The organism is Paenibacillus sp. FSL W8-0919, from assembly GCF_038003785.1.
GTDB classification, from domain to species: Bacteria; Bacillota; Bacilli; order Paenibacillales; family Paenibacillaceae; genus Paenibacillus_AQ; species Paenibacillus_AQ lactis.
In genome coordinates, this window is the sequence record NZ_JBBOPV010000001.1 from 6,280,659 (window position 1) to 6,301,258 (window position 20,600).

The following is a 20,600-nucleotide window of genomic DNA, read 5'->3' on the forward strand; positions in this document are numbered from 1 at the left end:
CTGCTTTAAGCGGAGACAGCAGCTGTCTGGTCTGGTCCTTTGCTCTGCTAGTTCGTTGTGCTATGCCTTTCTTCGCCTCACGGACGTTCTGCGTATTCTTATTTTTGTCGCCCGGCGTCTTGCTTTTCTAAGCTCAAATCTTCTGCTCTTTCGGGCAGTGCGTAGATGCGGAAACGAGAAGCCTCTCTTCTTCCGGTTCCGTCCCCGGCTTTTATGACGTGATGAAGGCAGCAAATGCCGGAAGTTGATCGCCTTATTAATTTGGAACCATGAAGGCTGCTCCGTCATCCAGCGAGTAACCATGCCGTTGACGCGTGCTCTGTAGAGTTCAGGACCATAGACGGACACCACCTGTGCCCTGTTTTGCTGCCCCAATGCCTCCCCTTGATCGGATTGCTCCAAAACGGCCGCCACTTTTTCCGCTAAAGAGGCCGGGCTCGAAGGTTCTGCCAGCATCTGCGGGCATCCTACAGCCGTAAGCATTTCCGCAAGCCCGCCGGCAGCATAGGCAACGACCGGTTTCCCATAGAGCAGTCCCTCAAGGGCCGTAAGGCCAAATCCTTCCGGAACCAAACTCGGCACTACCACAATATCCAGTGCAGGGTACACTTGCTCCATATCCTCCTTGGATCCGGAAAATATGAACCGGCTTTGCGCGCCGGCAGCTTCGATGCGTTCCCTGCATTGCTTCTCATAGCCTGGATCCATCACACTGCCTACGATTAGAAACAGCGCTTTAGCGAATGTGTCCTTAAGGGAGAGGGCCATGTCAATAAAATGGTGCACGCCCTTCGTTTCGATGAGAAACGAGGAGATCATGCCGATAACCGGAATGTCCGGGCCGATGCCGAGTCTGCTCCGAAAGGATTCCCTAAGTGCGGGCCATATTTCGGGATGAATGTCGAGATCGTTCCAGGACGGAGGAAGAATCGTCATCTTGGACTGCCTGACATCCACAGGAAAATACTGGGCCACGGATTCGGAGATACTGATGATCCAGCTGCTGTATTGGTGTATCAGACTAGCCGACAGGTGGGCGTACCCGTTATTCGTAATCATCTCGGTCAGCTGCCATAGAACCGGGATACCAAGCTTCTTCCCTGCAACAGCCGGAAGCAAATGCACGCAGGTGTTGGTAACGATGACGCTCGGCGACTCGCCAGCGATCCACTGGACGAAGGAGCGGAATACCGAAGTGGATACCAGCCTGTCAGCCTCGGCAAGCAGACCCGGACCAGGGGTGTATATACTGTGCAGCAGAGGGACCTTGTAGATTCTGACATCATGCCCCGACGCTCTGGCGAGTGTTGTCAGCCTGCCTTCGTTTGGGGCAACCAGAACGCATTCGAAATAAGGGGAGATTTGCTGGCAGAAGAACAGGAGCAGTTTTTCCGCTCCCGTTATGCTTGTCGGATTACAAACGTGCGAGAATATCAACATCTTCGGTTTAAGGACCATCGGCATTGTCCGCATCTCCAGTAACCGTGGTTTGAGCGCAGTACCGGATGCGATCCACCTCCTTTTCACCCAGTTGGTACAATATATTAGAGAGACAAAGATACCGTAACGACACTTGTTCCTCCAGCATTCAACTATTTATGGCTTCATGCCCTTAAGGAAAGATGACCGAGAGCAGCGTATTCAGACGGTGCGCATAGGTATGCTCCCCATACGTTCTCTCCAACGCGCGGTGCGCAATGTCTTTTCGATGCTGATCGTTCGCAAGATAATATTCGATCTTCTCCAGCAGCTCACTTTGCGAACGGTACGTCTCAATCTCGATGCCCGGCGTATAAAAACGCGCCAAGTCCTCTCGCTCGTCGACTAGCTGCAGCGTTCCGCAAGCGTTGATCTCGAACGTGCGCGGATTCGGCGATGCGGCAGGAATTCGGCCACTGTTCTGATTGATATCATCGTCATCGACAGCCCGGTGCAGATTAATGATGATTTTGGCGCTGTTGTAGACGTCTGCGGTCTCCGCAGGGCCCATCCACTTATTGACCTCGATCCTGTTGCTGAATCTGGCGTAACCCGGGAGCCGTTCCCACCAGTTGCCGCTGATGAAGGTACGATGCCGCATCAGCTGATCCATGATCGGCTCGAAAAAACGGATCCGCTTCGGATAAGCCGTGCCGACGAATCCGATGTCCCGGCTCGCTGCCGCCGGCATGGCGATGGGGCGGTAATGGAGCGGGAAGGCGCCGAACGGCAAATAGTGAACCTGTGCACACCCCAAATTCTGATAATGTGCTACGCAGTTCAGCTCCAGCGTAAATATATAATCATAGTGATGAATCCAGCCGACCGATATATCCGTGTAGTACGGATCATCCGTCATCCAAACGGCGGTCCGCAGCCCCATCGACCGGATGGCGTCCATCTGCTCCACAGGCATATACATCCCGTCCAGCACCAGCACGAGGTCCGGTCGGGTCCGGCTAGCCTCGGCCGCCACATCCTGCTTCGCATCCGATACGGTCACTTGCGAAACCATCGTATGCAGAGTTGCAATAATCGCCTCATCGATCGGAGAGTACGGGAAGCCTTTACCCGAGCTGACAAATAATACATGCAGATTCCGCAGCGTAGGGGCGTACAACACCCGATTCACGATTCCTTGCGACTTTCCACGGAAATATCCATCCATATAACCCTGTTGCAAGCCGGAGCTGCGCCCTTGCTCGTAGGCATCGGCAGCAGCCCGTTTCGGGCCTGCGGCAAACATTCTGGGCATCCGCTTCACTCCTAACGTTTTTGTGTTTTCCGACACACGCGACCGTTCATAACGGGATTTTTCCCAGCAGCTCGGGAAGCCTGTGCGCATAGGTATGCTTAGACATCGTAGAGGCAACCGCACGCATGGCTATGCTCCGGCGGTGATCCTCGTTGGCAAGATAATAGGAAATCTTCTGCTTCAGCTCCTCGACAGAACCGAAGGTTTCAATGTCGACGCCGGGTGTATAGTACATGGTTAAATCCTCGCGGATGTCCGTCAGCTGCAGTGTTCCGCAAGCATTGATTTCAAACGTCCGCGGGTTGATCGAACGTCCTTGCAGATTCATAATGTTGCGATTGTCGCTCCCTCTTTCGCTTGGGCGGTGCAGATTGATCACGATCTTCGCCCCGTTGTAGAATTTAACGGTTTCGGCTGCCGGAATGAATCCGCTGTACACAAAAGGCGACAGCTCCTTGTAACGGGCCAGCCTCTCCCAAAAACCGCCGATAATGCGCACACGCTTACCGGCCAAAAACGGAGCCAGCTCATCGAATAAGGCGGCGCGGTTGCGGAAGGCGTTGCCGATAAAGCAAATATCCGACTGATAGGCGGGTCCTGCCATGGTCGGGGCAAACAGCTCCGGGTGAACGGCGAGCGGCATATAATGCACCTCCTGCGCTCCAACGCTTTGATACAGTTGAACGCAGCTGAGCTCATGCGTGAACACGACGTCAAAGTGCCGGGACAGTTCGGGCGTTTCATCCGTGAAGTAGGGGTCATCCACGAACCAGATCGCTGTTCGAAAGCCCTGCTGACGCACTTGGTCCAACGATTCACGGAAATGCTCCGGAAATACATGCAGGCCGTTCATCACCAGAATCAAGTCCGGTTTTACCGACAGCGTTGTTTCCAGCAAGGTTTCGGGGCGCCCGACGATGCATTCACGGACCATGCCGCCAAGCGCCTTCGTGATCCCTTCGTCAATCGATTCAAACCCTTGGGGAATATACAAAATTCTTGCATCGAAAAATGGCGGCGCCGCAGGCGGAATGCGCTCTATAAGCGCGCGATATCCTCCAACGCGGTAGCCTTCGTTATAGCCGGCCTGATAGCCTTCCTTCTGACCTTTACGCATCGCTAAACTCACGGCTTTTCACCCTGTCTTTTGTGAGATTTGCTCAGGTTCATATAACTATATGCCGGGAGGACGGATGCATCATGGACGATTGTCCACTAATGCCAAGAAATTGGCACATGCCCGTAATGCATCAAGCTTGTCCCAACCAAAAAGCGGTTCTCATGGATGGGTATGTTCCATGAGAACCGCTTGGAGCAGCTCCTTCATGAGATTGGAGGAGGAGGGGCTGCCAGACCGTCTTCATAGCCTTTCGCGAATCCGGCTTTGAAGCCTTCATCATAGGCTTGGCTGTAGCCTTGATTATAGGCTTGGGAAGAAGCCGGATATACACGTCCTACCCTTCTCAAACGGTAGCCTCCACGAGCTCCCCGGCGTCTGGATAGTCCGGATTTGGCCCGGCGACGGCGCCTTGGGCCTTGAACCACCTTCAGACGATGCATGCCGGGAAATGACCTTCTGCTGCCGGCCGGCCGAATTCTCCCTCTCTTTCGCACGGCGGAAATCTTTATTTTCATTTCAATAGCCTCCTGTCCCGCTTCAATTCATTCTTGCGATGTTCTCATTCGGGCTTGCCGAGCATCCGTCCGCAAGCCAGGGCGACGTCGGATTTCCCGTCTTCGTCCGGTTCAGCGATATGCCGGTCAGCATCTCTGTCATCACCGATTGGTAGGCGGTCAGAAGCCTGATATTCTCCGCTAGCGTTCGCGCAGTCAGATCGGAATGGGCAGAAATATCGGCAATGCTCTCCAATATACCGGCAAGGGCCTCCTGGCTTCTCGCAATCGACGAGACAATCGCAACCCTCGCCGCTTGTTCACGGTGAGTGCGCGTAATCATTAATCGGAATCTCCAAATTCAAATTCATCAAACCCTCCGCCGGCACTCCGCTCCTCCGTACCGATGGCGATCCGCAAATTCCGGCATAGTCCGGATCCGATCCTTGTCAGCCCCTCAATCTGCTCCACGATTTGCTCGTGAATGGTCAGGGTTTCCTTCAAGCCATTCATGGCAGAGGGCTCCTGCGAAACGACCCATTCACGGACTTTTTCCGCTTCAACGGCCTTCCCCTCCAGTATCAAAGAGGTCTCCCGCTGAATAGCGACAGCTGCATCCAGCATACGCATCAAAGACTCTTCTTTGCTCACTTTATTTTCCCGCCCTTGTCATCCGGTATAGGACCGGTTATTCTTCCTCTTGCTCACGAAGCTCTTTCAGCACGATCTCCAGGTTATCCGCTGCAGTCTGCTGCAAATCAGCCATCGCGTTCAGGTAGGCTACGATGCTGCGGTTGATTTGCTCCGCCTGACCGCCGGAAGACCGCGCTCCATCAGCCACTCGAAATTCATATTCAGGCAATGCATATATAATTTGAGCCATGCGAACAGCAGAATGGCGCTGCGCCTCCAGAATCCGAGCCAACTGCTGCTGAGAATGCGAGAGATGCGCAAGCATATCATCGATCCGGCTTTCCATGTCAGTACACTCCTTCACTCTCATCTACCCTCCAGCATATGCGGAGAAGAGATTCCCTGTGCCAAACCCCTTCATCCCCCGCATCCTTTTCGGGCACGTGCTACAGCTTGCCGGAACACAAAAAAGCCGCCGGAATGAACTTAACCCTGTCAAGTAGACAGCCTAAAAAAGCAGCCTTAAGCAACCCTAGTTCGGTACTCAACCGGACTAAGGTTGTTTAGTTTTTGTTGAAAACGTTCATGGTTGTAAAAATGGATATATCGTTCAATTGCCTTTACGAGCTCTTCCTCGGTCGAGAAAGTGTCGAGTCGAAGACATTCTGACTTCAGGTGTCCAAAGAAGCTCTCGATACAAGCGTTATCCCAGCAGTTTCCCTTACGCGACATACTCACTTTAATTTTCTTACGCTTCAAAAAAGCATGGTACTCCTTGTGAGTATACTGGAAGCCCTGGTCGCTGTGGAGCAGCAGGTTGGCTACTTTGCGTTTATGTACAGCTGCTTGTACGGTCTCCAGCACAAGCTTTAAATTGTTGTGGCGTCCGATCCGAAAGGCAACCACCTCGTTGTTATACAGGTCAAAAATAACCGACAGGTACAGAAAGCGAGAGCCGATTGGCAGATAGGTCACATCGGTGACCCATTTCGTATTGGGTGCCGTGGCGTTAAAATCCCGATTCAGTACATTGGTTGAGGTAATCCCTGCCTCCCGACGGCCAAAGTATGGCTTCCTTCGCCTAATGCGCGCACGAATCCCCAGTTCTTTCATCAGCCGGTACACACGCTTATGGTTGACGTTCAAGCCAAAGGTTTTCTTTAGCCAGACACGAATCCGTGGGTATCCGTAAATGCCCTTTAGCTGAGTATGGCACTCTAGAATCTTCTCTTTCAGAGCCTGCTCATCGATCTGTTTGGGCGTTGGATTATTCTTTCTGGCTGCCCATTTGTAGTAACTACTTCGAGCGATACCTGCCAGTTCACACAGCAAGGCCACGGGGTAGTTGCTAGTTAGCGCTTCGATGGCTTGGTAGGTTTGACGTCGCTTTGCTCTTGCCCCCTTTGCAGTTCCCATAGCTTTTTTAGCAAGGCATTCTCCGCTCGCAGCCGCAGGACTTCTTCCTCCAAGGTTTTGGCCTTCTTCGGTCTCCCGTTCTTCGAACCCGTCGAGGTGCCTCTTTTTTCCTTGAGACCCTCAATTCCTTCTCGCTCGTAGTGAGCCACCCATCTTCGAACCATCCTATCATCGATGCCCAAGGTCTTGGCTACCGTCTTGTAGCCAAGACCTTCCTCCAGGAACATCGCAACAGCCTTGCGCTTAAATTCGATGTCATATGTCTTTCTTATTTCGCCCATGGAAAAAATCCCCTCCAAAGTAGACTTTAATGCGCTTTTTACACACTGTCTACTTAAAGGGGATAATATCAGAATCACGTAGCGGCCGTTTTGTTCTCATTGAAAATATCGGGTCGGAAGATGCGCTGCGTCTTTTCTAGCCGATCAAGCCACTTCTGCAGATGCTCCTCCACCGTCATTGTGCCCGCGTCCCACCATCCGATTTCGGCCGGCAGCTTCCTCCGGAACAGCACGCAGCCGATCCTGTCCCTAACCGTCTGTTCCTCTTGAAATGCGGACTGCTCTTGAGCCTGGTCAAACGGGGGACTCAAGGCTCGGGATGCAGCACATACAACCTTCGCTTCCGGATGATGCTCAAGCTCAAAGAGCATTTCACCGATCCAGTTGTCGCAGACGGGGGCAGAATCGGTCAACACGGCAATGTACTCGCCGAGCGATACCTTCATCGCCCGATTGACCACTTGAACCAGGTTCTCCCCCTGACTGCCTTTAATATGCCGGAGCGCTCCGCTTCGGTCGTGAAAATACCGCCTGCTGGAAACCGACGCACCGGCATCTGCAATAAGCACCTCGTAAGGGTGGGGCGTTGCCGCCTCGATTTGCTGGATGATGCGAATCACCGCATCGTCGTGGGGACGGGCGGGAATAATGATGCTCGGTCCCTCGAATACCGTTCCGCTGTCTTCCCGGCCGAGCTGATACCCTAGTGCATATCCCGCTTGATAACCGGCGCGGTAATCGCCGGAAGCCGCCCCTCTCTCCTCCACAGGGTGGAATGCTATGCGTGCAGTTCGGCGTCTGTTCATGGCAGAACATCCTTCATATGAGCCGCCGCCTCCTGTAATGACTCAAAGGTGCCGGCATCACACCACCACTGCTGCAGGATGTCATACATCAGCTTGCCGTCTGCTGCGTACAGGTTGTTGACATCCGTGATCTCCAATTCGCCTCTCTCCGAAGGATGGATCCGGCGAATGATGTCAAACACCGCATCATCATACATATAGATTCCGGTCACCGCTTGGCGGCTGCGGGGATTAATCGGTTTCTCCTCGATGAAGAGCAGCTTTCCGCTCCCGTCCTCGGCAAATACGGGCACGCCATATCTATGCGGGCGATCCGTCGGGCTAAGCAGCACCATCGCCGTGCCCGGCGGCTGCCCCATATATTTCTGGATGAACGGCTTCAACTCATCTTGAAACAGATTATCGCCCAGCAGAACGACAAACTTTTCCCCAGGCAGGATATAACCTCGCGCCAGCTCCAGTGCTTCCGCAATCCCGCCAGCCTGCTCCTGGACTCGGTAGGTCAGGTTCACGCCAAAATCCCGGCCGTTCTCCAAATACTCTGCATATAATCCAACCGATTTGGAGCCGGTAATCAGCATGATATCCTCGATACCGGCTTGATGGAGCTTGTGAATGCCGTATGCGATCATCGGATGCCTGCCTACCGGAAGCAGGTGCTTATTCATATATTTCGTTAGCGGATGAAGACGGGTTCCGTTTCCTCCAGCCAGCAATACCCCCTTCATGATGCGTCACCTCTCTCCTCGATGAACTGTAACGGATCCACTTTCCATTTATCTACAAACCGCTTGCGGTTCCGCTCCACCAACTCTTGGAACCCTCCGGGGTACCGGTTTCGGAAGCTAGCGCTTCCTTCATGATGGACCAGCACATTACCGGCTACCAGCAGCTTGAAGCCAGCCAGGCGGGCACGGTAGCAGTAATCATCATCCTCGTAATGTCCCGGGGAATACATCTCATCCAACAGGCCGATACGATCCATCACCGTACGTTTAAACAAGTAACATAACCCGACGATGCGGTGGACTTCCTTCCACTTTGCGGGGTCCGGCACATTCCAGGACTCGGCCTCACGAATAAAGCCCGCTAAATCGCTGTATCCGACCTTCACCTGCTGGATGCCGCTGGCGTAATTCGTTACTGGTCCCACAATCCCGATGTCCTCCCTGCTGTACAGCGCATCCAGCATATAGGACAGCCAGCGCGGCGAGGCAAAGCAATCGTTATTCAGCAAGAGCAAATTGTCGCCGGAGGCGATCCTCAAACCGCGATTGCAGGCGACGGGAAACCCTGCGTTATCCGGCAGGGATACAAGCAGCAGCTTCTCACGAATACAATATGCAGCTGTGCCGTCACGGGAACCGTTATCCACCACGATTATTTCGTAGGGCACGTTGGTATAAGCGCGGATATGCTCCACACATGTCCGAAGAAGATGAAGCCCGTTATACGTTGGAATAATAATGCTCGTCAGTCCGCTCATATGCCGTTCCTCCGTATTGCGAATTCGTCCCGGGACACCTGTCCCCATTGCAGGCGGGTGCCGGCACTCTTCATGGCTTCCATCAGGGCCTCGATATGATCCCCAATGATCAGCCGGGCTACCGGATTATCCCTGCCTCGGTTCAACGTTCGTCTACGGTTGACGCTGAGCACATCTACCGTTTGAACCGCCTGGATTCGAAGCCCTGCCCGGATGGCAAGCGTCTGCGCTTTCGGCGGTACGGCAAGATTATCGTATCCGATCATCTCGATCGCCCTTCTTGACAGGGCATGGGGGACAGCGGTCATCGAATTCGCCTCCAGATCATCACGTCCCATCATCCGGTTAAGAAAGGTCTTGCAGCGGGTGACCTCATCCTGCCGGTCAAACGCAGGCAAGAGAGGCATAATATCATTGAGTGCCACGTCCACGCCCCGATCTGCCGCCACCAAAAAGGCGGACAGTAAATGAGCGGACACCGGCATATCTCCATCTATAAACAAAACGAAATCTCCCGTACTCAGCTTCGCTCCGATTCCACGCGCCACATCATGCCCAAGCCGCTCGGCGATATGAACGACGATCACACCGTCGAAGGAACGCGCTGCAGCAAAGCTGCCGTCTTGGCTTCCGTTCACTACCACAATGATTTCATGGAAGGGAAGCCGCTTGAGCTCCCTCAATACCGCCGGCAGCGAACCCGCCTCGTTGCAGGCGGATACAACCACCGAAGGACGTCCTGCCAGAGGCGGCATTAGAGGGGAGGGAATCTGGCTGCCGGAGCTTCGGACGAAGCCGCGGCGGAAGGATTCCGCAACGCCGGGCAGCAGGCGAAACAGCTGTCCGGCAGGCAATGCGGCCGATGCCAGCCACTGCCCGAACGCGGCGGCTGCGGCGCCTCCCCTTCTTCCCGCCAAGCGGCCGGCCGTCACTGCCATCCTCCCCCACCTGCCGTTCCGCAGGGAACGTAAGCCTGCGTTCCGTACTAAGCTTCTTCCCGGACGCCTCCGGCCACGCCGGCGGATTAGCGCTGATGCTTTGGGGCCGTGCCTTTTCACACTCGTCACCTCACCATGCTCCGTCTTCGTTCTCCATCATGAAATCCTCCGCGCACACCGCGCTCCACCACCAATGCAGCCAATGCCTCCAGATGATCGCCCAGCACAAGCTTCTCGAGCGGATCTCCTCCGGCAGCCCGACCCGGGTTCAACCTGCCGACCTCTACCCGATGCACTGCCTCGACGCGCAATTCCCTGCACACCGCCGCAGCCTGAGCCTTCGGCGGCACGGACAGGATCTCGGCTCCGATCGTCTGCAGGGCACGTCGGCTTATGGCATGCGGAACAGCGGTCATGGATGCTCCCCGCAGATCGGGCCTGCCCAGCATGGAATTTAATGTATACTTCGCAAGAATGACCCGGTGCACCAGCGATCGGTCAGTAGGACCCGTATAATCGTTTAACGCCACATCGACTCCGGATTGCACCGCATGCACAAATGGCTTCAATTCGCTAGAAGGAATCACCATATCGCTATCCGTAAACAGTAAGATTTGGCCCTTGGCCGCCTGTGCGCCCACGCTTCTTCCCACATCGTTGCCCAGCGGGTCGGCAAAAGCCAAAACCTTCGCTCCCATACGCTCCGCTGCCATTTCCGTATGGTCCCTGCAACCATTCGCGACAACGATAACCTCCGTTGCCGGATGGACGGCCCTCGCTTCGGCGATCACGGCGGCAATCTTGCCGGCTTCATTCATAGCCGGGATAATGACCGATACCAACGGTTCCGGATGGTTCTGCTTGGGGATCAGCGGTTCAAAGAAACGGTAGGTCAGCCTTACCGGCGCCGTCTCCGGGACCTGCGGCGCGGAAGGGCGCCGGACCCTTGATCTTCTTGGTCTTAACCGCTGCACGTGACGCATGATCGTATTCCTCCTCCGCAAAGGGGTCTCTTTTCTCCTCGGCAATCTATGCTATTGTATGTAAGACATCCGGCACCGTAACGGCATATGTACAGTCATCTCTGCTTGACTTACCTCGTGAATCCTGGATGCATACAAAAGGGCTGGAGTCGCCTCCAGCCCTGCTGACCGTTATGCTCTGCCTACTTCAAGCCGATGGCAATCCAGGACAGCCACCCTTCACCTGCGAGGCTGTCTTGGGGTCTTGTAATTCCTACAACCGCCTGCAGTTCATTTTTTGCGCGAACGCCCGCCTGGAATGCCGGGTCATTGCATGAAACGACCATCACATAATTTCCATCCGGGTAAAAGGCCTGCAGTGTTACGGATACATCCATTTCCGTGGCGCCTTCCGGGAATATGAACGGTATTTGACCGAACTGCTGCATCACCGGCCGTTCCGCCGCTCCCTGCACAGGATTAAAATTCAGATGCTCTAATTCCACGGAGTTTAACGCGATCTTGGAGGATGTAATCGATTCAGGAGACAGATGAATGCTGTACACGGAATAATCTTCGATGGCTTCGCTTCGCACACTCCGATGCTTAAGATGGGAAGCGCTGATCGTATCCTCGGCCAAAGCATAATCCGAGTCGCCGTCTGCCCGATCGGCTCCGGCCGTTGTTTTTCCCCTGAAGGCGGATGTCCGGAGACGTCCGGAATATCGCCGGCAAGGGCGTATCCCTCTCCCTCTCGTAATCCTTCTGGCTTTGTTCACTGTCGGCTCTCTCCTCTGCTCTAATCGTTACATTCATCCTATTCGGGAAGGAGGGCTCCTGCCACTGCACCCGGGTTTTGCATGCAGACATGTTATTTCCCGGGCTATAAGCTAGAGCACCCCGGCTTACTTGCAGCCGGTGTACTAGTATCCATTCCGAGCCGGCCCGATTATGAGGATTCCGTAAAAAGGGCAGGCATCCATGATCGATTGTAGATCGTATAAATATAAACCGTTAAGATTGCGGATTTCTTTGTCCCGGTTGCTTCAAATTGTCGGACTCAGATCGTCTGCATCAGCCGAACCCAGCGCTCCGCGGTATGGTCCCATCTAAAGCGCTGGCGGACCGCTTCACGGCCAGCCATCCCGAGCCGAATGCGCAGCTCCTCGTTCTTCAGCAGACGGTCAATCTGTTCAACGAGTCCGGTCTGCAGTTCATCCCCTTTGACCAAATATCCCGTAACGCCGTTTTCAACGATTTCCGGTATACCTCCTGCACTTGCGGCAATGACCGGCACACCGGCTGCCATCGCTTCTACGTTCACGAGTCCGAACGCCTCCCTTGGAGCGGACGGGACGACAACGACATCCGCCAGCGAGTACCAGTCCGCGATAGCCGGATACGGAACAAAGGGGCGAAAATGCACCCACTTCTGATATGGCCTTGCCGCTTGCTTCAGCTCCCGGACATAAGCGGTTTCCCGGTCGGATCCGTAAGCCGCGCTTCCGACAATAAGAAGCAGGACATTCGGATGTCTTTCGACCAATTGGGGCAATGCTGCGATGAGATGGTGAACGCCTTTGTCCGGAATGAGCCGTCCGGCAAACATAACAATACGACGTCCGCTCCAGCCAAAGTGCGCCAGCCTCCCCTCTTTCAGCGCTTTGGCCGCCGGACTGAACGGCGGAGTGAAATGCTCGAGGCGGACACCGAGATGATTGATCGTCATTTTCTCATGGAGCCATGGGTATAGCGAGGTTATTTCCTCCAGCAAAAACCGGCTGTTGACGACAATTCCGTCCATCCAGCGGGCGATGCTCCCAAATCGCTGCCGGCTTATATAAGGCGGGGAGATGAAGGTATTCGAATGAAGATTCAGCACGATTTTGATATCCGGAAGATGCATCTTCAGACGCTGGGCCAGAAGCGGACGATTGTGCACTTCAATGATGTCGGGTCTCCACTTCTGAAGTCTTCGCAGCAGGGAGGAATAGTAGCTGGCACCGGCCGGCAGGCGGTAGCACGGCACTCCTCCAATCGTGTCTTTAACAGGCAGTCCTTTGCCCACCACACCATAGATTCGGACGTCCATCGCCTCTTGAGCTAAAGGAATGATCTGTTCGACGACCCGCTCCACGGAACTGCTCCTTCCTGATGGAATGACAAAAGACCCCGGCGTCACGACCGCCACCTTCCGTAAACTCATATCTTCACATCCTTCTCGCAGCATATCTATTAAAAATTTCCATATCCACCCCATTGGATTCCCGAAATTCATAATTTCGCGGCAACCCGTTCGGTGTATAGAATTTGATACGATTCATAAATCAATATTCCGGCCATGCTCTCCTCCGGTGCCTGATTTTCACCGTATCCGATGTGCCGTCTCCCCCGTCCCATAGGGAAGCGAACATGCTCACCTGAAAGAATAGGCCAACCATGCACGACACCCGTCCATCCGGGACAAACTTTCCTATGCATACGATGAGATACGAAAAAACTACAAAGATTTGTGGCAGCAAGGAGGATGACCATGCATCCGGAATTTGTCGGCATTCTGCTTAACAACAGCACGTATCGCAGAATTTCCAGCGGGAGAATCGGTACCGAATCACTGAGCAACTATGAAGAAGCAGCTGCCATATACGGACTGGTTCCTTGTTTTTTTACCATCCGCCATATTTCGCTTGAAACCGGAGAGGTCACCGGATTTATGCCGAAGCGGCCGTACGGATATACACGCGTGCGTATTCCGATTCCACGGGCGATTCATATGCGGGCCATTTATTCCCATCGGCGGGAACGATCCCAGATCGAAGATCTTATCCAGCGCGGATTCTTCGTATACAACGGCCGCACCCGGTACGGCAAGGATGCTATACATCGTATGCTGGAGCAGGACCCAGAGGTCACACCTGCCCTGCCGCATACGGTAAAAGCTACCGCTGCCTCCATTCGAACGATGCTTCACGAGTATGGCGACCTGGTCCTGAAGCCCTGCAGCGGCAGCGTAGGCGTAGGGATCATGCGGTTGCGAAGCAGTCCGCCGGGGGGCAGCTTGCTCACCTACTCCCGCTCCTCTCCTTCAGCGAAGGGCTGGCGAACCGTGAAGCTTGCAGCCGGAAATCTGCATCCGCTGATCTTTCAGCGAATCCGGCGGGCTCCCTTTCTTGCCCAGGAACGCATTCCGCTGGCCGAGTATAAGGGACGCCCTTTCGACATCCGCGTCACCGTTCAGCGGGGAGGCAGCGGAGCCTGGGAGGTAGCGGGCATGTTCGCCAAGACCTCGCCGCCGCGCACATTTGTCTCGAACATCGCCCAGGGCGGATCGGCTTACCAGGTCCCGTATATCCTGCAGAACAGCCTGCCAGACCTGCCGGTTCCGCTCATGATGAAACGAATCACGGAATTTTCCCTTCATATCGCCCGCGTGCTGTCCCTGTTTATACCGTATGCAGCGGACTTCGGTCTCGACATCGGAATTACTGCGGATGGGAAGCTATATTTCATCGAATGCAACGGATGTGATCAGCGCTACGGATTTTTGGAGGCAGGGATGGAGGAAGCGTGGAGAACCGCTTACCGCAATCCGATGGCCTTCGCCCGTTATCTATATGATCACCAGGCATGGCCCGATTACTAGTCGAACACTTTTGAGATCAAGTCTGCTGCGATTAGATGGACCGCAGGCACAAAGGAAAAAACGGGCCAATCAAGCATTTCGAAGCTTGATTGGCCCGTCTTTGAATGACGCTCCAAGCCAGGTTGCAGCAAAACAGCCGTAAAGACATTAATGCGGTACCCTGGAAAGGAAGTCCCCCTTACTGGATTTGTCGCCATGATAGAATACGACATCGCCATCGAGCAGGCTGAATCGGTGCCCGTAGGGATCGGTATAAGAACTTGCGTACCCCTCCAGCCTCCATTGGTTCATCAGCGGAGCATGAATATACTGCAGATGCGGCCTTGCCGTGTTGCCATCCCGGATCGATTCGAGGTTAAACCGAACGATGATATATCCTTTTTTCAGAAAAATATCGGACTTTTCGTCCAATCGCCGGGTTCGACCGTGCTCTGCAATATTCGTTCCTTTCTTGACGACATATACATCAGAGGGAATGCTGTATTCCCCATACCACCGCTGGATTGCAGCGTTGGCTCGCCCGGCATCCACCGTTATCGGCAGCCCTGCTTTCGGCCCGATCAACGTACGAACCCCTGACGAAAGCAGAAGCCAGTCATACCGGCCAACCCAGGTCTTGGATTTGCTAAGCTTCTCGATATACTGCTTGGTGAACGCTTCAGCAGGCATGCCGGCTGAGGCCCCGCCTTGACGGTACAGATGGTCGGCTGTATCCCGAAGCTCTGCTATCGGAACATTTCGAAGCCGCTCGTTCAGAATGACATATCGCTTCTCCTTGTCCTCAGGGGAGCCGATTCGTATAAACTTTCGGTCTCCGCTGTGGTAGTACAGATCCACCTCCTGCCGTCCCGTTCCATCCTTGCCCACAAAATAAAAGCTAGGCGTGATCGCGATCCCGTCTGCGGCACCGGACATATTGCCCTTGGTCTTCAAATCGAATTTGAAATGGTAGCCCGTCTTCACGGCGGCATTGTTATACCCTTTAGCCGGATGCTTCCCTGGCGCGATTGGGAGCATGTATGGAGCGGTATTCCCCCGGACTCCCCCATCGATATCCCGAAGTCCCGTCCAATAGGAGACACCGCTTGGAACGGCGCTCCCCTTCTGTTTGCGAAAGACCCCCTCCCAGTTATAATCCGCGATATCGGTAATATGAAAATCATACATCCGCCCGATCACCTCTACCGGCTCGATGTCTGTGGCTGCATGGTGGATCAGATCCATATTTGCGCCCGGCTGCGTCGTATAATCGGGCGGCGCATTCTCAGCAATCGTACGGAAATACACCTGATAATCCCCTTCATCAACCCAGACCGGCAGGAAAAATTCCGTATCGAGCTGGGCTGTCGGGATCGTGATCCACGTATTTTTCGGGTAGAACGTCCGCTTATCACCGCTGTACACATCAAACGGAAAATAGACCTGCTTCGCTCTTACATACTTGGCATAATCCCGATTTCCGTAACCCGGAATATTGCGATGCTGTCCGGACGTCGGGATGCGTACCGTAAACGGTCTGTCCAAAATAAAGGCAGACCGGTCCGGATTCGGCACCGTCTTTTGATTATGAGCCCGATCATCCGTTACGGAGGAATAGTTGACCACGGGAGTATGAACGGTGACCGTATTGATACCGTAAATCGGGAACTCCTTGTCGCTGCCTCCATTTATGCTCCCCGGCAGCAGGCCATACGCGATTGTACCGGCGCTTGTTGTATTCGCCCGATTGGCCTTATCGCTGCTAATCATGTTGCCGGGCTTGTACAGCACGTTCTCGCGGATCTGAGGCGGCTCGGGAATGCTTCCCGGCGTGGGACCGCTCTCCACAGTCCGGCGGCTGTCCATAATCGTTGCTCCGTTAAAAATGAGGGAGTCATTGGCGACCTCCACTCGATCCACGCCGGCCTCTGCGATGCTTTGCAGATTTTCGCTAGGCGGGGATGGCTTGCTCTTGTAAGAGCTGCCTCCGTAGGAGCCGGACGGCGCTATGATCGGATCCGGCGGGGAAGGCGGATAGAAAGCACCCGTTTGGCTGGTTGAATACTGCGGCGGCTGATAGCCTTGCGGATCAAGGCGGATTTCATTGCCGGGGAGCGCATAATTTCGGAGCAGGCCTTGGTTGATTCTGTATACTTCCAGGTTGTCGATCACCCAATAGGAGTAGGGACGCTTAACCGTATATCGCTCCGTCACTTTCTCTTCCGCTTGCTGGGGATCCGGTACCGTGGTCGGCTTACCGTCCGGTCCATTTGGTCCGGGCTTGCCGGGATCCCAGTGCAGTGTCCAGCTCTTCTCCACATTCACTTCAAATGTGCATACCCCGGTCATTTTGACAAACGTGTTCTGAACAAGATAGCTGCGAGCCAAAATATTGCCGTATAAGCTCTCGGAGGTCGGAATTCCCTGCAGCACGTCAAAGCGTTCGCTGCCACGCTGGTCGGCCAGGATCTTCGCCGTCACCACCGGGTCCATATACCGTCCGTTGATCGTCTGCCCTGGAGCGGGCTCCGTACAGGCTCCGGTTGACGGGTCAGGCGGGGGCGGTGTGTCCCTGGTTGGTTCGTAGTAAAAGTACAGGTAATAGGTAGGGAAAGACCCGTCATAGGTAAACGGATACGGATCCCCCGGCGTAATTGGACCGCCGCTCGGAGCAGCTATTGTGCTCTTCTTATGCCCCTTGTATGTATAATCCGCATTGCCCGGTGTGTGCGTAAAAGCATAGGGCTTATCCTTCTCCAGCTTCTCCTCCCGGTCTGAAAAACCGGGGACTCCATGTAGCGGTTTCCCTGTAGTGGTGTAGTGTTTAATAATCGCATTTCCTTCCGCCGGTTCAAGCTCGATTTCGAATAAGGTAGGGAAGTAGTAACGCCAGCCTTGTACTAGAGGGGCAAATTGTTGCCCTTTTTGTTCCTCTTCCCTTTTTCTATCTACAGGTAAATCAGATTCTAACATTGCACGAATTACATAAACTGGTACATTAGCAATATTTGTCCCTTTCCCTGACCAAGGTTGATTTGTTAACGAATAGATAGGCGAAGTTGCCCTTACATAATATGATTTTGGGTTCTGTGACATTTCTACGGAACGGGAAGCAAGAAAGATTTCATCCCCATACTCCCGGTTATAATCGAACTTACTAACCCGGATGTCCTTTATTTTTCGAGAGGAATTAAATTCAAATAAATAGTCAAATCCATCTACATCAGTTTGGCTACCTGGTGGCTTTGTAATCCATTGACCAGCAGCATTACTCCAGGTTTCATAGTAGACCATACCCACAAAATAAAATTTATTGGGGTTCTGTGGGTCTTGAAACATTCTATTAACTCCGATGGCCTCTGCTCTACCTGGGTTAATGATGAACACCGTGGTCATGAGAGTGATGAAACAAAGAAATATCTGAATGAATTTCTTTAATCTGTACCTTAGCTGCATAATCCGTCTCCTTATTTAAAAGGATTAACGATAACTACAAGATAGTCTTTCGGTTGGTGGGTACTAAAAGCAATATAATCTGCATTACTCAATGTGAATTTTGTCCAATCATAATATTGATTGTACTTCCCATTTTGAAAGACATCAGAAGTGCTAGTAACCGGATAATAATTCGTTGCTGTCCCGTCTTTATTGTTTACAAATGCACTGTCCAGCCCATATCTAAACTTAACAAAATCATCCTTAACCATGAAAAAAACCGGAGTATTTCGCTCTGAACTACGAGTAACGATATAATCCATACCCTTTACATTTTCTAGTCTAATATCATAAATAATCTCACCATCACCTAGCTTAATCGGTAACTGATTTGCCTGAACGATTTTAATTCCATTGTATGGTTCATCTGAAGCGACCTTATTAAAAAATATGTTGGCCTTCATATACGCCTTAAAATCACTCAACGGCCGCAGCTTAAACTCCGCATCATCGGTATTCCGGAATGTTTTCTCACCAATCCAGACCCACCGGCCAACCTTATCCCACTCCACCTTTTCGCCCAGCCCTTCACTTACGAGCCGCAGCGGCACAAAGGTACGGTTTTGTTTCAAGATCACCTTCGTCCCGTAGTCTTTCGCTTTCCCGTTCACCTGGGCGCTCGTTTGGCCCACGGTCATTTTTACAAGGTCATCGCCCTTTCGAATTTCAACGATCGTCTTGCCTCCAGACTTGCTGTAGCTGATCTTCCCGCCGAGCGCTTCGGAGACGAACCGGATCGGTACCATGACGCTGCCTTGGCTATCTTGGAACGGCTTGGCATCCGGAAAGCTCAGCTTGTTAGCGTTCAATAGGACTTCAACCTGTCTTGGGCTCGAGGCCTCTGCTCCATCAGTTCCCAGTACGGATAATGCCACCATACTCAACAACATCGTCAGAATGATTTTTTTCATCGATCTTCTTGCTCCCCTCTCCATTTCTCAAAAACTAGTTATGCATGTCGTGCATCCCTTGCACGGATCTCCTTTCTACGCCCTTGCTTAGGGACGTTATGCCGCTATATCCCCATCCGGATCAGCAATTGACAGATTCTGATCCCTAGAGATAAATTGTAGTCATTTTATCATATATTCATATAATTTGGTATATTATCCCTATCTTTTATAGTCTTTAAGACACTATTCGCATTGAAGAAGAATGAGTTTATAGTCCTAAACAACAAAAACCCCGAATGACTGTCACATGCCAATTCCATGTGCTTCATTCGGGGCTTCACATTTACGATGTGCGATTTCGTCTGCGAAAATTAGGCTTGGACAGAGGAATCATCACGGTCCCCCGCCTGGATTTCGGCCTTTTCCGCACTCTGTTTATATACGGCAGCCAGCACTTTTTCATAAGCGCTTTCAAATTCTATGGGCAGCAGCGGTTTGATTTTGTCCATTACGGGCATCAGCTTGAATAGTGCCTGCACCTCTTCTTCCGTCAAACCAAGCGGATACATGGCAAAATGGCCGATAAACGTATATCCGCGCCCGCGCCCCTGGTGGGTAATGGGGATATGCATCGCGCTGAGCGCATCCATATCACGATAGATGGTTCTTTCACTCGTTCCGCAGCGTTCCGCAAGCTCTCTCGCCAAAATTCCGGGTCTTGCTTGTACAAGGGTAATGATTCTCATTAGTCGGATCAGTCTGTCTGTCATATGCATTCTCCCTATCTCTCTAGTAAATTAGACGTATATTTTATGACTATAAAATAGTACATTCGACCCTGATATCATTTTTCCTTTTTTGGACAAAGATTCTTAATAACTAGCATCAGAATAAGCCTTAAGTCCTTGTCTTTTCGCAATGCGGGAACGGAACTTACGGTATGTATCCATATACAAAGTGCTTAACCTATACAAAGCCTCCGCTTCTTTTAAATAATCGGCATCCTCTAAACGTGCGGCGTACAGCAGCATTTCATCGGCCCGTCTAAGAATAATCGCTTCCCCTTCGGCCAGTTTTCCACGCTGCATTTCCTGTCTGGCTTGCTCCACGATCATCGGATTCTGCAGCAATTTGAGTGCCTTTTCCACACGATGATCGGCGCCCCGCTTTATTAATGCCGTACTGTTGCTGAACTGGAGGGGGATTGTTCGAGACGGCTGCAGCACCATCTTTTGTTTGATCACATCCAGATAAGTCCACAGCATCGTGACAATGGGGTAAACACCTGACGGCCGGGGGCCGACCGACAGATCGAGCACCAGCCGCCTTACCTTTCCTTCGGACAATGTGCCCAGCGATAATGAGAGATTCCGGTCATTCAGCATTTCGCCTTCGCATCCGTACATACGACCAAGCTGCACGCGCTCACCCAATTGGAGATGCAGCTGAACTTGATCCGCGAGCAGCTGTTTGGAACCTTTTGCCGGCAATTTCGGCCCTAAGACTCCACCCCTCCACTCGATCAGCAGAAAGACTTGATTACAGCCGCTAGCTGATACCTGGTTATGGCTCCATAAAAAATCCGAATACAACCCTGACTGCAATACATCCACCTCTTTCCTCTTCTTCTAATAATGTACCAATAGAGAGGGACATCTTACTGTCACGGAACGTATGTTCGAAAAATGTTTTCGACAAAAAAAGACCGCAGCCTCTATCG

At 52.8% G+C, this 20,600-nt stretch carries 21 protein-coding genes; 1 reads left to right on the plus strand and 20 read right to left on the minus strand.

The window, feature by feature from the left end; translation table 11 throughout:
- Window positions 1–60: 60 nt before the first annotated feature.
- The 16 genes from NST44_RS28495 to NST44_RS28570 form a co-directional block, all read right to left on the minus strand.
- Window positions 61–1,464, minus strand: a complete 1,404-nt coding sequence (locus NST44_RS28495) for a glycosyltransferase family 4 protein (protein WP_251537048.1) — start codon at window positions 1,462–1,464, stop codon at window positions 61–63.
- A gap of 148 nt (window positions 1,465–1,612) precedes the next feature.
- Window positions 1,613–2,734 carry a CgeB family protein gene (locus NST44_RS28500; protein WP_007130792.1) on the minus strand — a complete coding sequence of 374 codons (1,122 nt, stop codon included), beginning with the start codon at window positions 2,732–2,734 and terminating at the stop codon, window positions 1,613–1,615.
- Window positions 2,735–2,780: 46 nt separating this feature from the next.
- The gene (locus NST44_RS28505) at window positions 2,781–3,851 is read right to left on the minus strand and encodes a CgeB family protein (RefSeq protein WP_007130793.1); all 1,071 of its coding nucleotides are present in this window, start codon (window positions 3,849–3,851) and stop codon (window positions 2,781–2,783) included.
- Between the two features lie 206 nt (window positions 3,852–4,057).
- Window positions 4,058–4,369, minus strand: coding sequence for a hypothetical protein (locus NST44_RS28510; protein ID WP_028406438.1), 312 nt, complete (start codon window positions 4,367–4,369; stop codon window positions 4,058–4,060).
- 22 nt (window positions 4,370–4,391) lie between these two features.
- Window positions 4,392–4,691, minus strand: a complete 300-nt coding sequence (locus NST44_RS28515) for a hypothetical protein (RefSeq protein ID WP_251537050.1) — start codon at window positions 4,689–4,691, stop codon at window positions 4,392–4,394.
- Window positions 4,691–4,999 (minus strand): hypothetical protein, encoded by a 309-nt coding sequence (locus NST44_RS28520; protein WP_007130796.1) that lies wholly within the window; start codon window positions 4,997–4,999, stop codon window positions 4,691–4,693. Before NST44_RS28520 ends, NST44_RS28515 begins: the two co-directional genes overlap by 1 nt.
- Window positions 5,000–5,036: 37 nt before the next feature.
- Complete coding sequence (locus NST44_RS28525; RefSeq protein ID WP_251537052.1) at window positions 5,037–5,327, minus strand: nucleoside-diphosphate sugar epimerase; 291 nt, start codon at window positions 5,325–5,327, stop codon at window positions 5,037–5,039.
- A gap of 176 nt (window positions 5,328–5,503) precedes the next feature.
- Window positions 5,504–6,397, minus strand: coding sequence for an IS3 family transposase (locus NST44_RS28530; RefSeq protein ID WP_138919311.1), 894 nt, complete (start codon window positions 6,395–6,397; stop codon window positions 5,504–5,506).
- Window positions 6,334–6,678: a transposase gene (locus NST44_RS28535; protein WP_007128026.1), complete on the minus strand. Its 345-nt coding sequence runs from the start codon at window positions 6,676–6,678 to the stop codon at window positions 6,334–6,336. Before NST44_RS28535 ends, NST44_RS28530 begins: the two co-directional genes overlap by 64 nt.
- Before the next feature lie 74 nt (window positions 6,679–6,752).
- Complete coding sequence (locus NST44_RS28540; protein ID WP_251537053.1) at window positions 6,753–7,484, minus strand: glycosyltransferase family A protein; 732 nt, start codon at window positions 7,482–7,484, stop codon at window positions 6,753–6,755.
- On the minus strand, window positions 7,481–8,212 hold the full coding sequence (locus tag NST44_RS28545) for a sugar phosphate nucleotidyltransferase (RefSeq protein ID WP_340901246.1): 732 nt from the start codon (window positions 8,210–8,212) through the stop codon (window positions 7,481–7,483). The genes NST44_RS28540 and NST44_RS28545 overlap by 4 nt, the downstream gene beginning before the upstream one ends.
- Window positions 8,209–8,970, minus strand: a complete 762-nt coding sequence (locus tag NST44_RS28550) for a glycosyltransferase family 2 protein (RefSeq protein WP_340901247.1) — start codon at window positions 8,968–8,970, stop codon at window positions 8,209–8,211. The genes NST44_RS28545 and NST44_RS28550 overlap by 4 nt, the downstream gene beginning before the upstream one ends.
- Window positions 8,967–9,908, minus strand: coding sequence for a glycosyltransferase family 2 protein (locus NST44_RS28555; RefSeq protein ID WP_210095161.1), 942 nt, complete (start codon window positions 9,906–9,908; stop codon window positions 8,967–8,969). The genes NST44_RS28550 and NST44_RS28555 overlap by 4 nt, the downstream gene beginning before the upstream one ends.
- 125 nt (window positions 9,909–10,033) lie before the next feature.
- A complete protein-coding gene (locus NST44_RS28560; RefSeq protein ID WP_213616047.1) occupies window positions 10,034–10,891 on the minus strand; it encodes a glycosyltransferase family 2 protein in 858 nt (285 codons plus the stop codon).
- Between the two features lie 182 nt (window positions 10,892–11,073).
- Window positions 11,074–11,649, minus strand: a complete 576-nt coding sequence (locus NST44_RS28565; protein ID WP_213616045.1) for a WIAG-tail domain — start codon at window positions 11,647–11,649, stop codon at window positions 11,074–11,076.
- Between the two features lie 281 nt (window positions 11,650–11,930).
- Window positions 11,931–13,076 (minus strand): glycosyltransferase family 4 protein, encoded by a 1,146-nt coding sequence (locus NST44_RS28570; protein WP_007130804.1) that lies wholly within the window; start codon window positions 13,074–13,076, stop codon window positions 11,931–11,933.
- Window positions 13,077–13,403: 327 nt separating this feature from the next.
- Between NST44_RS28570 and NST44_RS28575 the strand changes: the two genes are divergently transcribed.
- Window positions 13,404–14,513 carry a YheC/YheD family endospore coat-associated protein gene (locus NST44_RS28575; protein ID WP_007130805.1) on the plus strand — a complete coding sequence of 370 codons (1,110 nt, stop codon included), beginning with the start codon at window positions 13,404–13,406 and terminating at the stop codon, window positions 14,511–14,513.
- A gap of 147 nt (window positions 14,514–14,660) precedes the next feature.
- Here NST44_RS28575 and NST44_RS28580 read toward each other — a convergent pair whose 3' ends face one another.
- The 4 genes from NST44_RS28580 to NST44_RS28595 form a co-directional block, all read right to left on the minus strand.
- Window positions 14,661–17,948 (minus strand): DUF5704 domain-containing protein, encoded by a 3,288-nt coding sequence (locus NST44_RS28580; protein ID WP_445670722.1) that lies wholly within the window; start codon window positions 17,946–17,948, stop codon window positions 14,661–14,663.
- 11 nt (window positions 17,949–17,959) lie between these two features.
- Entirely contained in the window at window positions 17,960–18,898 is a 939-nt protein-coding gene (locus NST44_RS28585; RefSeq protein ID WP_007130807.1) for a copper amine oxidase N-terminal domain-containing protein, read from the minus strand.
- Between the two features lie 353 nt (window positions 18,899–19,251).
- Complete coding sequence (locus NST44_RS28590) at window positions 19,252–19,650, minus strand: helix-turn-helix transcriptional regulator (protein ID WP_007130808.1); 399 nt, start codon at window positions 19,648–19,650, stop codon at window positions 19,252–19,254.
- 102 nt (window positions 19,651–19,752) lie between these two features.
- Window positions 19,753–20,493: a hypothetical protein gene (locus NST44_RS28595; RefSeq protein ID WP_100085240.1), complete on the minus strand. Its 741-nt coding sequence runs from the start codon at window positions 20,491–20,493 to the stop codon at window positions 19,753–19,755.
- Between the last annotated feature and the right edge of the window lie 107 nt (window positions 20,494–20,600).

Coding starts and splice junctions, on each gene's coding strand:
- NST44_RS28495 (WP_251537048.1), bottom strand. CDS start 1,464: ATGCCGATGGTCCTTAAACCGAAGATGTTGATATTCTCGCACGTTTGT.
- NST44_RS28500 (WP_007130792.1), bottom strand. CDS start 2,734: ATGCCCAGAATGTTTGCCGCAGGCCCGAAACGGGCTGCTGCCGATGCC.
- NST44_RS28505 (WP_007130793.1), bottom strand. CDS start 3,851: ATGCGTAAAGGTCAGAAGGAAGGCTATCAGGCCGGCTATAACGAAGGC.
- NST44_RS28510 (WP_028406438.1), bottom strand. CDS start 4,369: ATGAAAATAAAGATTTCCGCCGTGCGAAAGAGAGGGAGAATTCGGCCG.
- NST44_RS28515 (WP_251537050.1), bottom strand. CDS start 4,691: ATGATTACGCGCACTCACCGTGAACAAGCGGCGAGGGTTGCGATTGTC.
- NST44_RS28525 (WP_251537052.1), bottom strand. CDS start 5,327: ATGGAAAGCCGGATCGATGATATGCTTGCGCATCTCTCGCATTCTCAG.
- NST44_RS28530 (WP_138919311.1), bottom strand. CDS start 6,397: ATGGGAACTGCAAAGGGGGCAAGAGCAAAGCGACGTCAAACCTACCAA.
- NST44_RS28535 (WP_007128026.1), bottom strand. CDS start 6,678: ATGGGCGAAATAAGAAAGACATATGACATCGAATTTAAGCGCAAGGCT.
- NST44_RS28540 (WP_251537053.1), bottom strand. CDS start 7,484: ATGAACAGACGCCGAACTGCACGCATAGCATTCCACCCTGTGGAGGAG.
- NST44_RS28545 (WP_340901246.1), bottom strand. CDS start 8,212: ATGAAGGGGGTATTGCTGGCTGGAGGAAACGGAACCCGTCTTCATCCG.
- NST44_RS28550 (WP_340901247.1), bottom strand. CDS start 8,970: ATGAGCGGACTGACGAGCATTATTATTCCAACGTATAACGGGCTTCAT.
- NST44_RS28555 (WP_210095161.1), bottom strand. CDS start 9,908: ATGGCAGTGACGGCCGGCCGCTTGGCGGGAAGAAGGGGAGGCGCCGCA.
- NST44_RS28560 (WP_213616047.1), bottom strand. CDS start 10,891: ATGCGTCACGTGCAGCGGTTAAGACCAAGAAGATCAAGGGTCCGGCGC.
- NST44_RS28570 (WP_007130804.1), bottom strand. CDS start 13,076: ATGAGTTTACGGAAGGTGGCGGTCGTGACGCCGGGGTCTTTTGTCATT.
- NST44_RS28575 (WP_007130805.1), top strand. CDS start 13,404: ATGCATCCGGAATTTGTCGGCATTCTGCTTAACAACAGCACGTATCGC.
- NST44_RS28580 (WP_445670722.1), bottom strand. CDS start 17,948: ATGCAGCTAAGGTACAGATTAAAGAAATTCATTCAGATATTTCTTTGT.
- NST44_RS28585 (WP_007130807.1), bottom strand. CDS start 18,898: ATGAAAAAAATCATTCTGACGATGTTGTTGAGTATGGTGGCATTATCC.
- NST44_RS28590 (WP_007130808.1), bottom strand. CDS start 19,650: ATGACAGACAGACTGATCCGACTAATGAGAATCATTACCCTTGTACAA.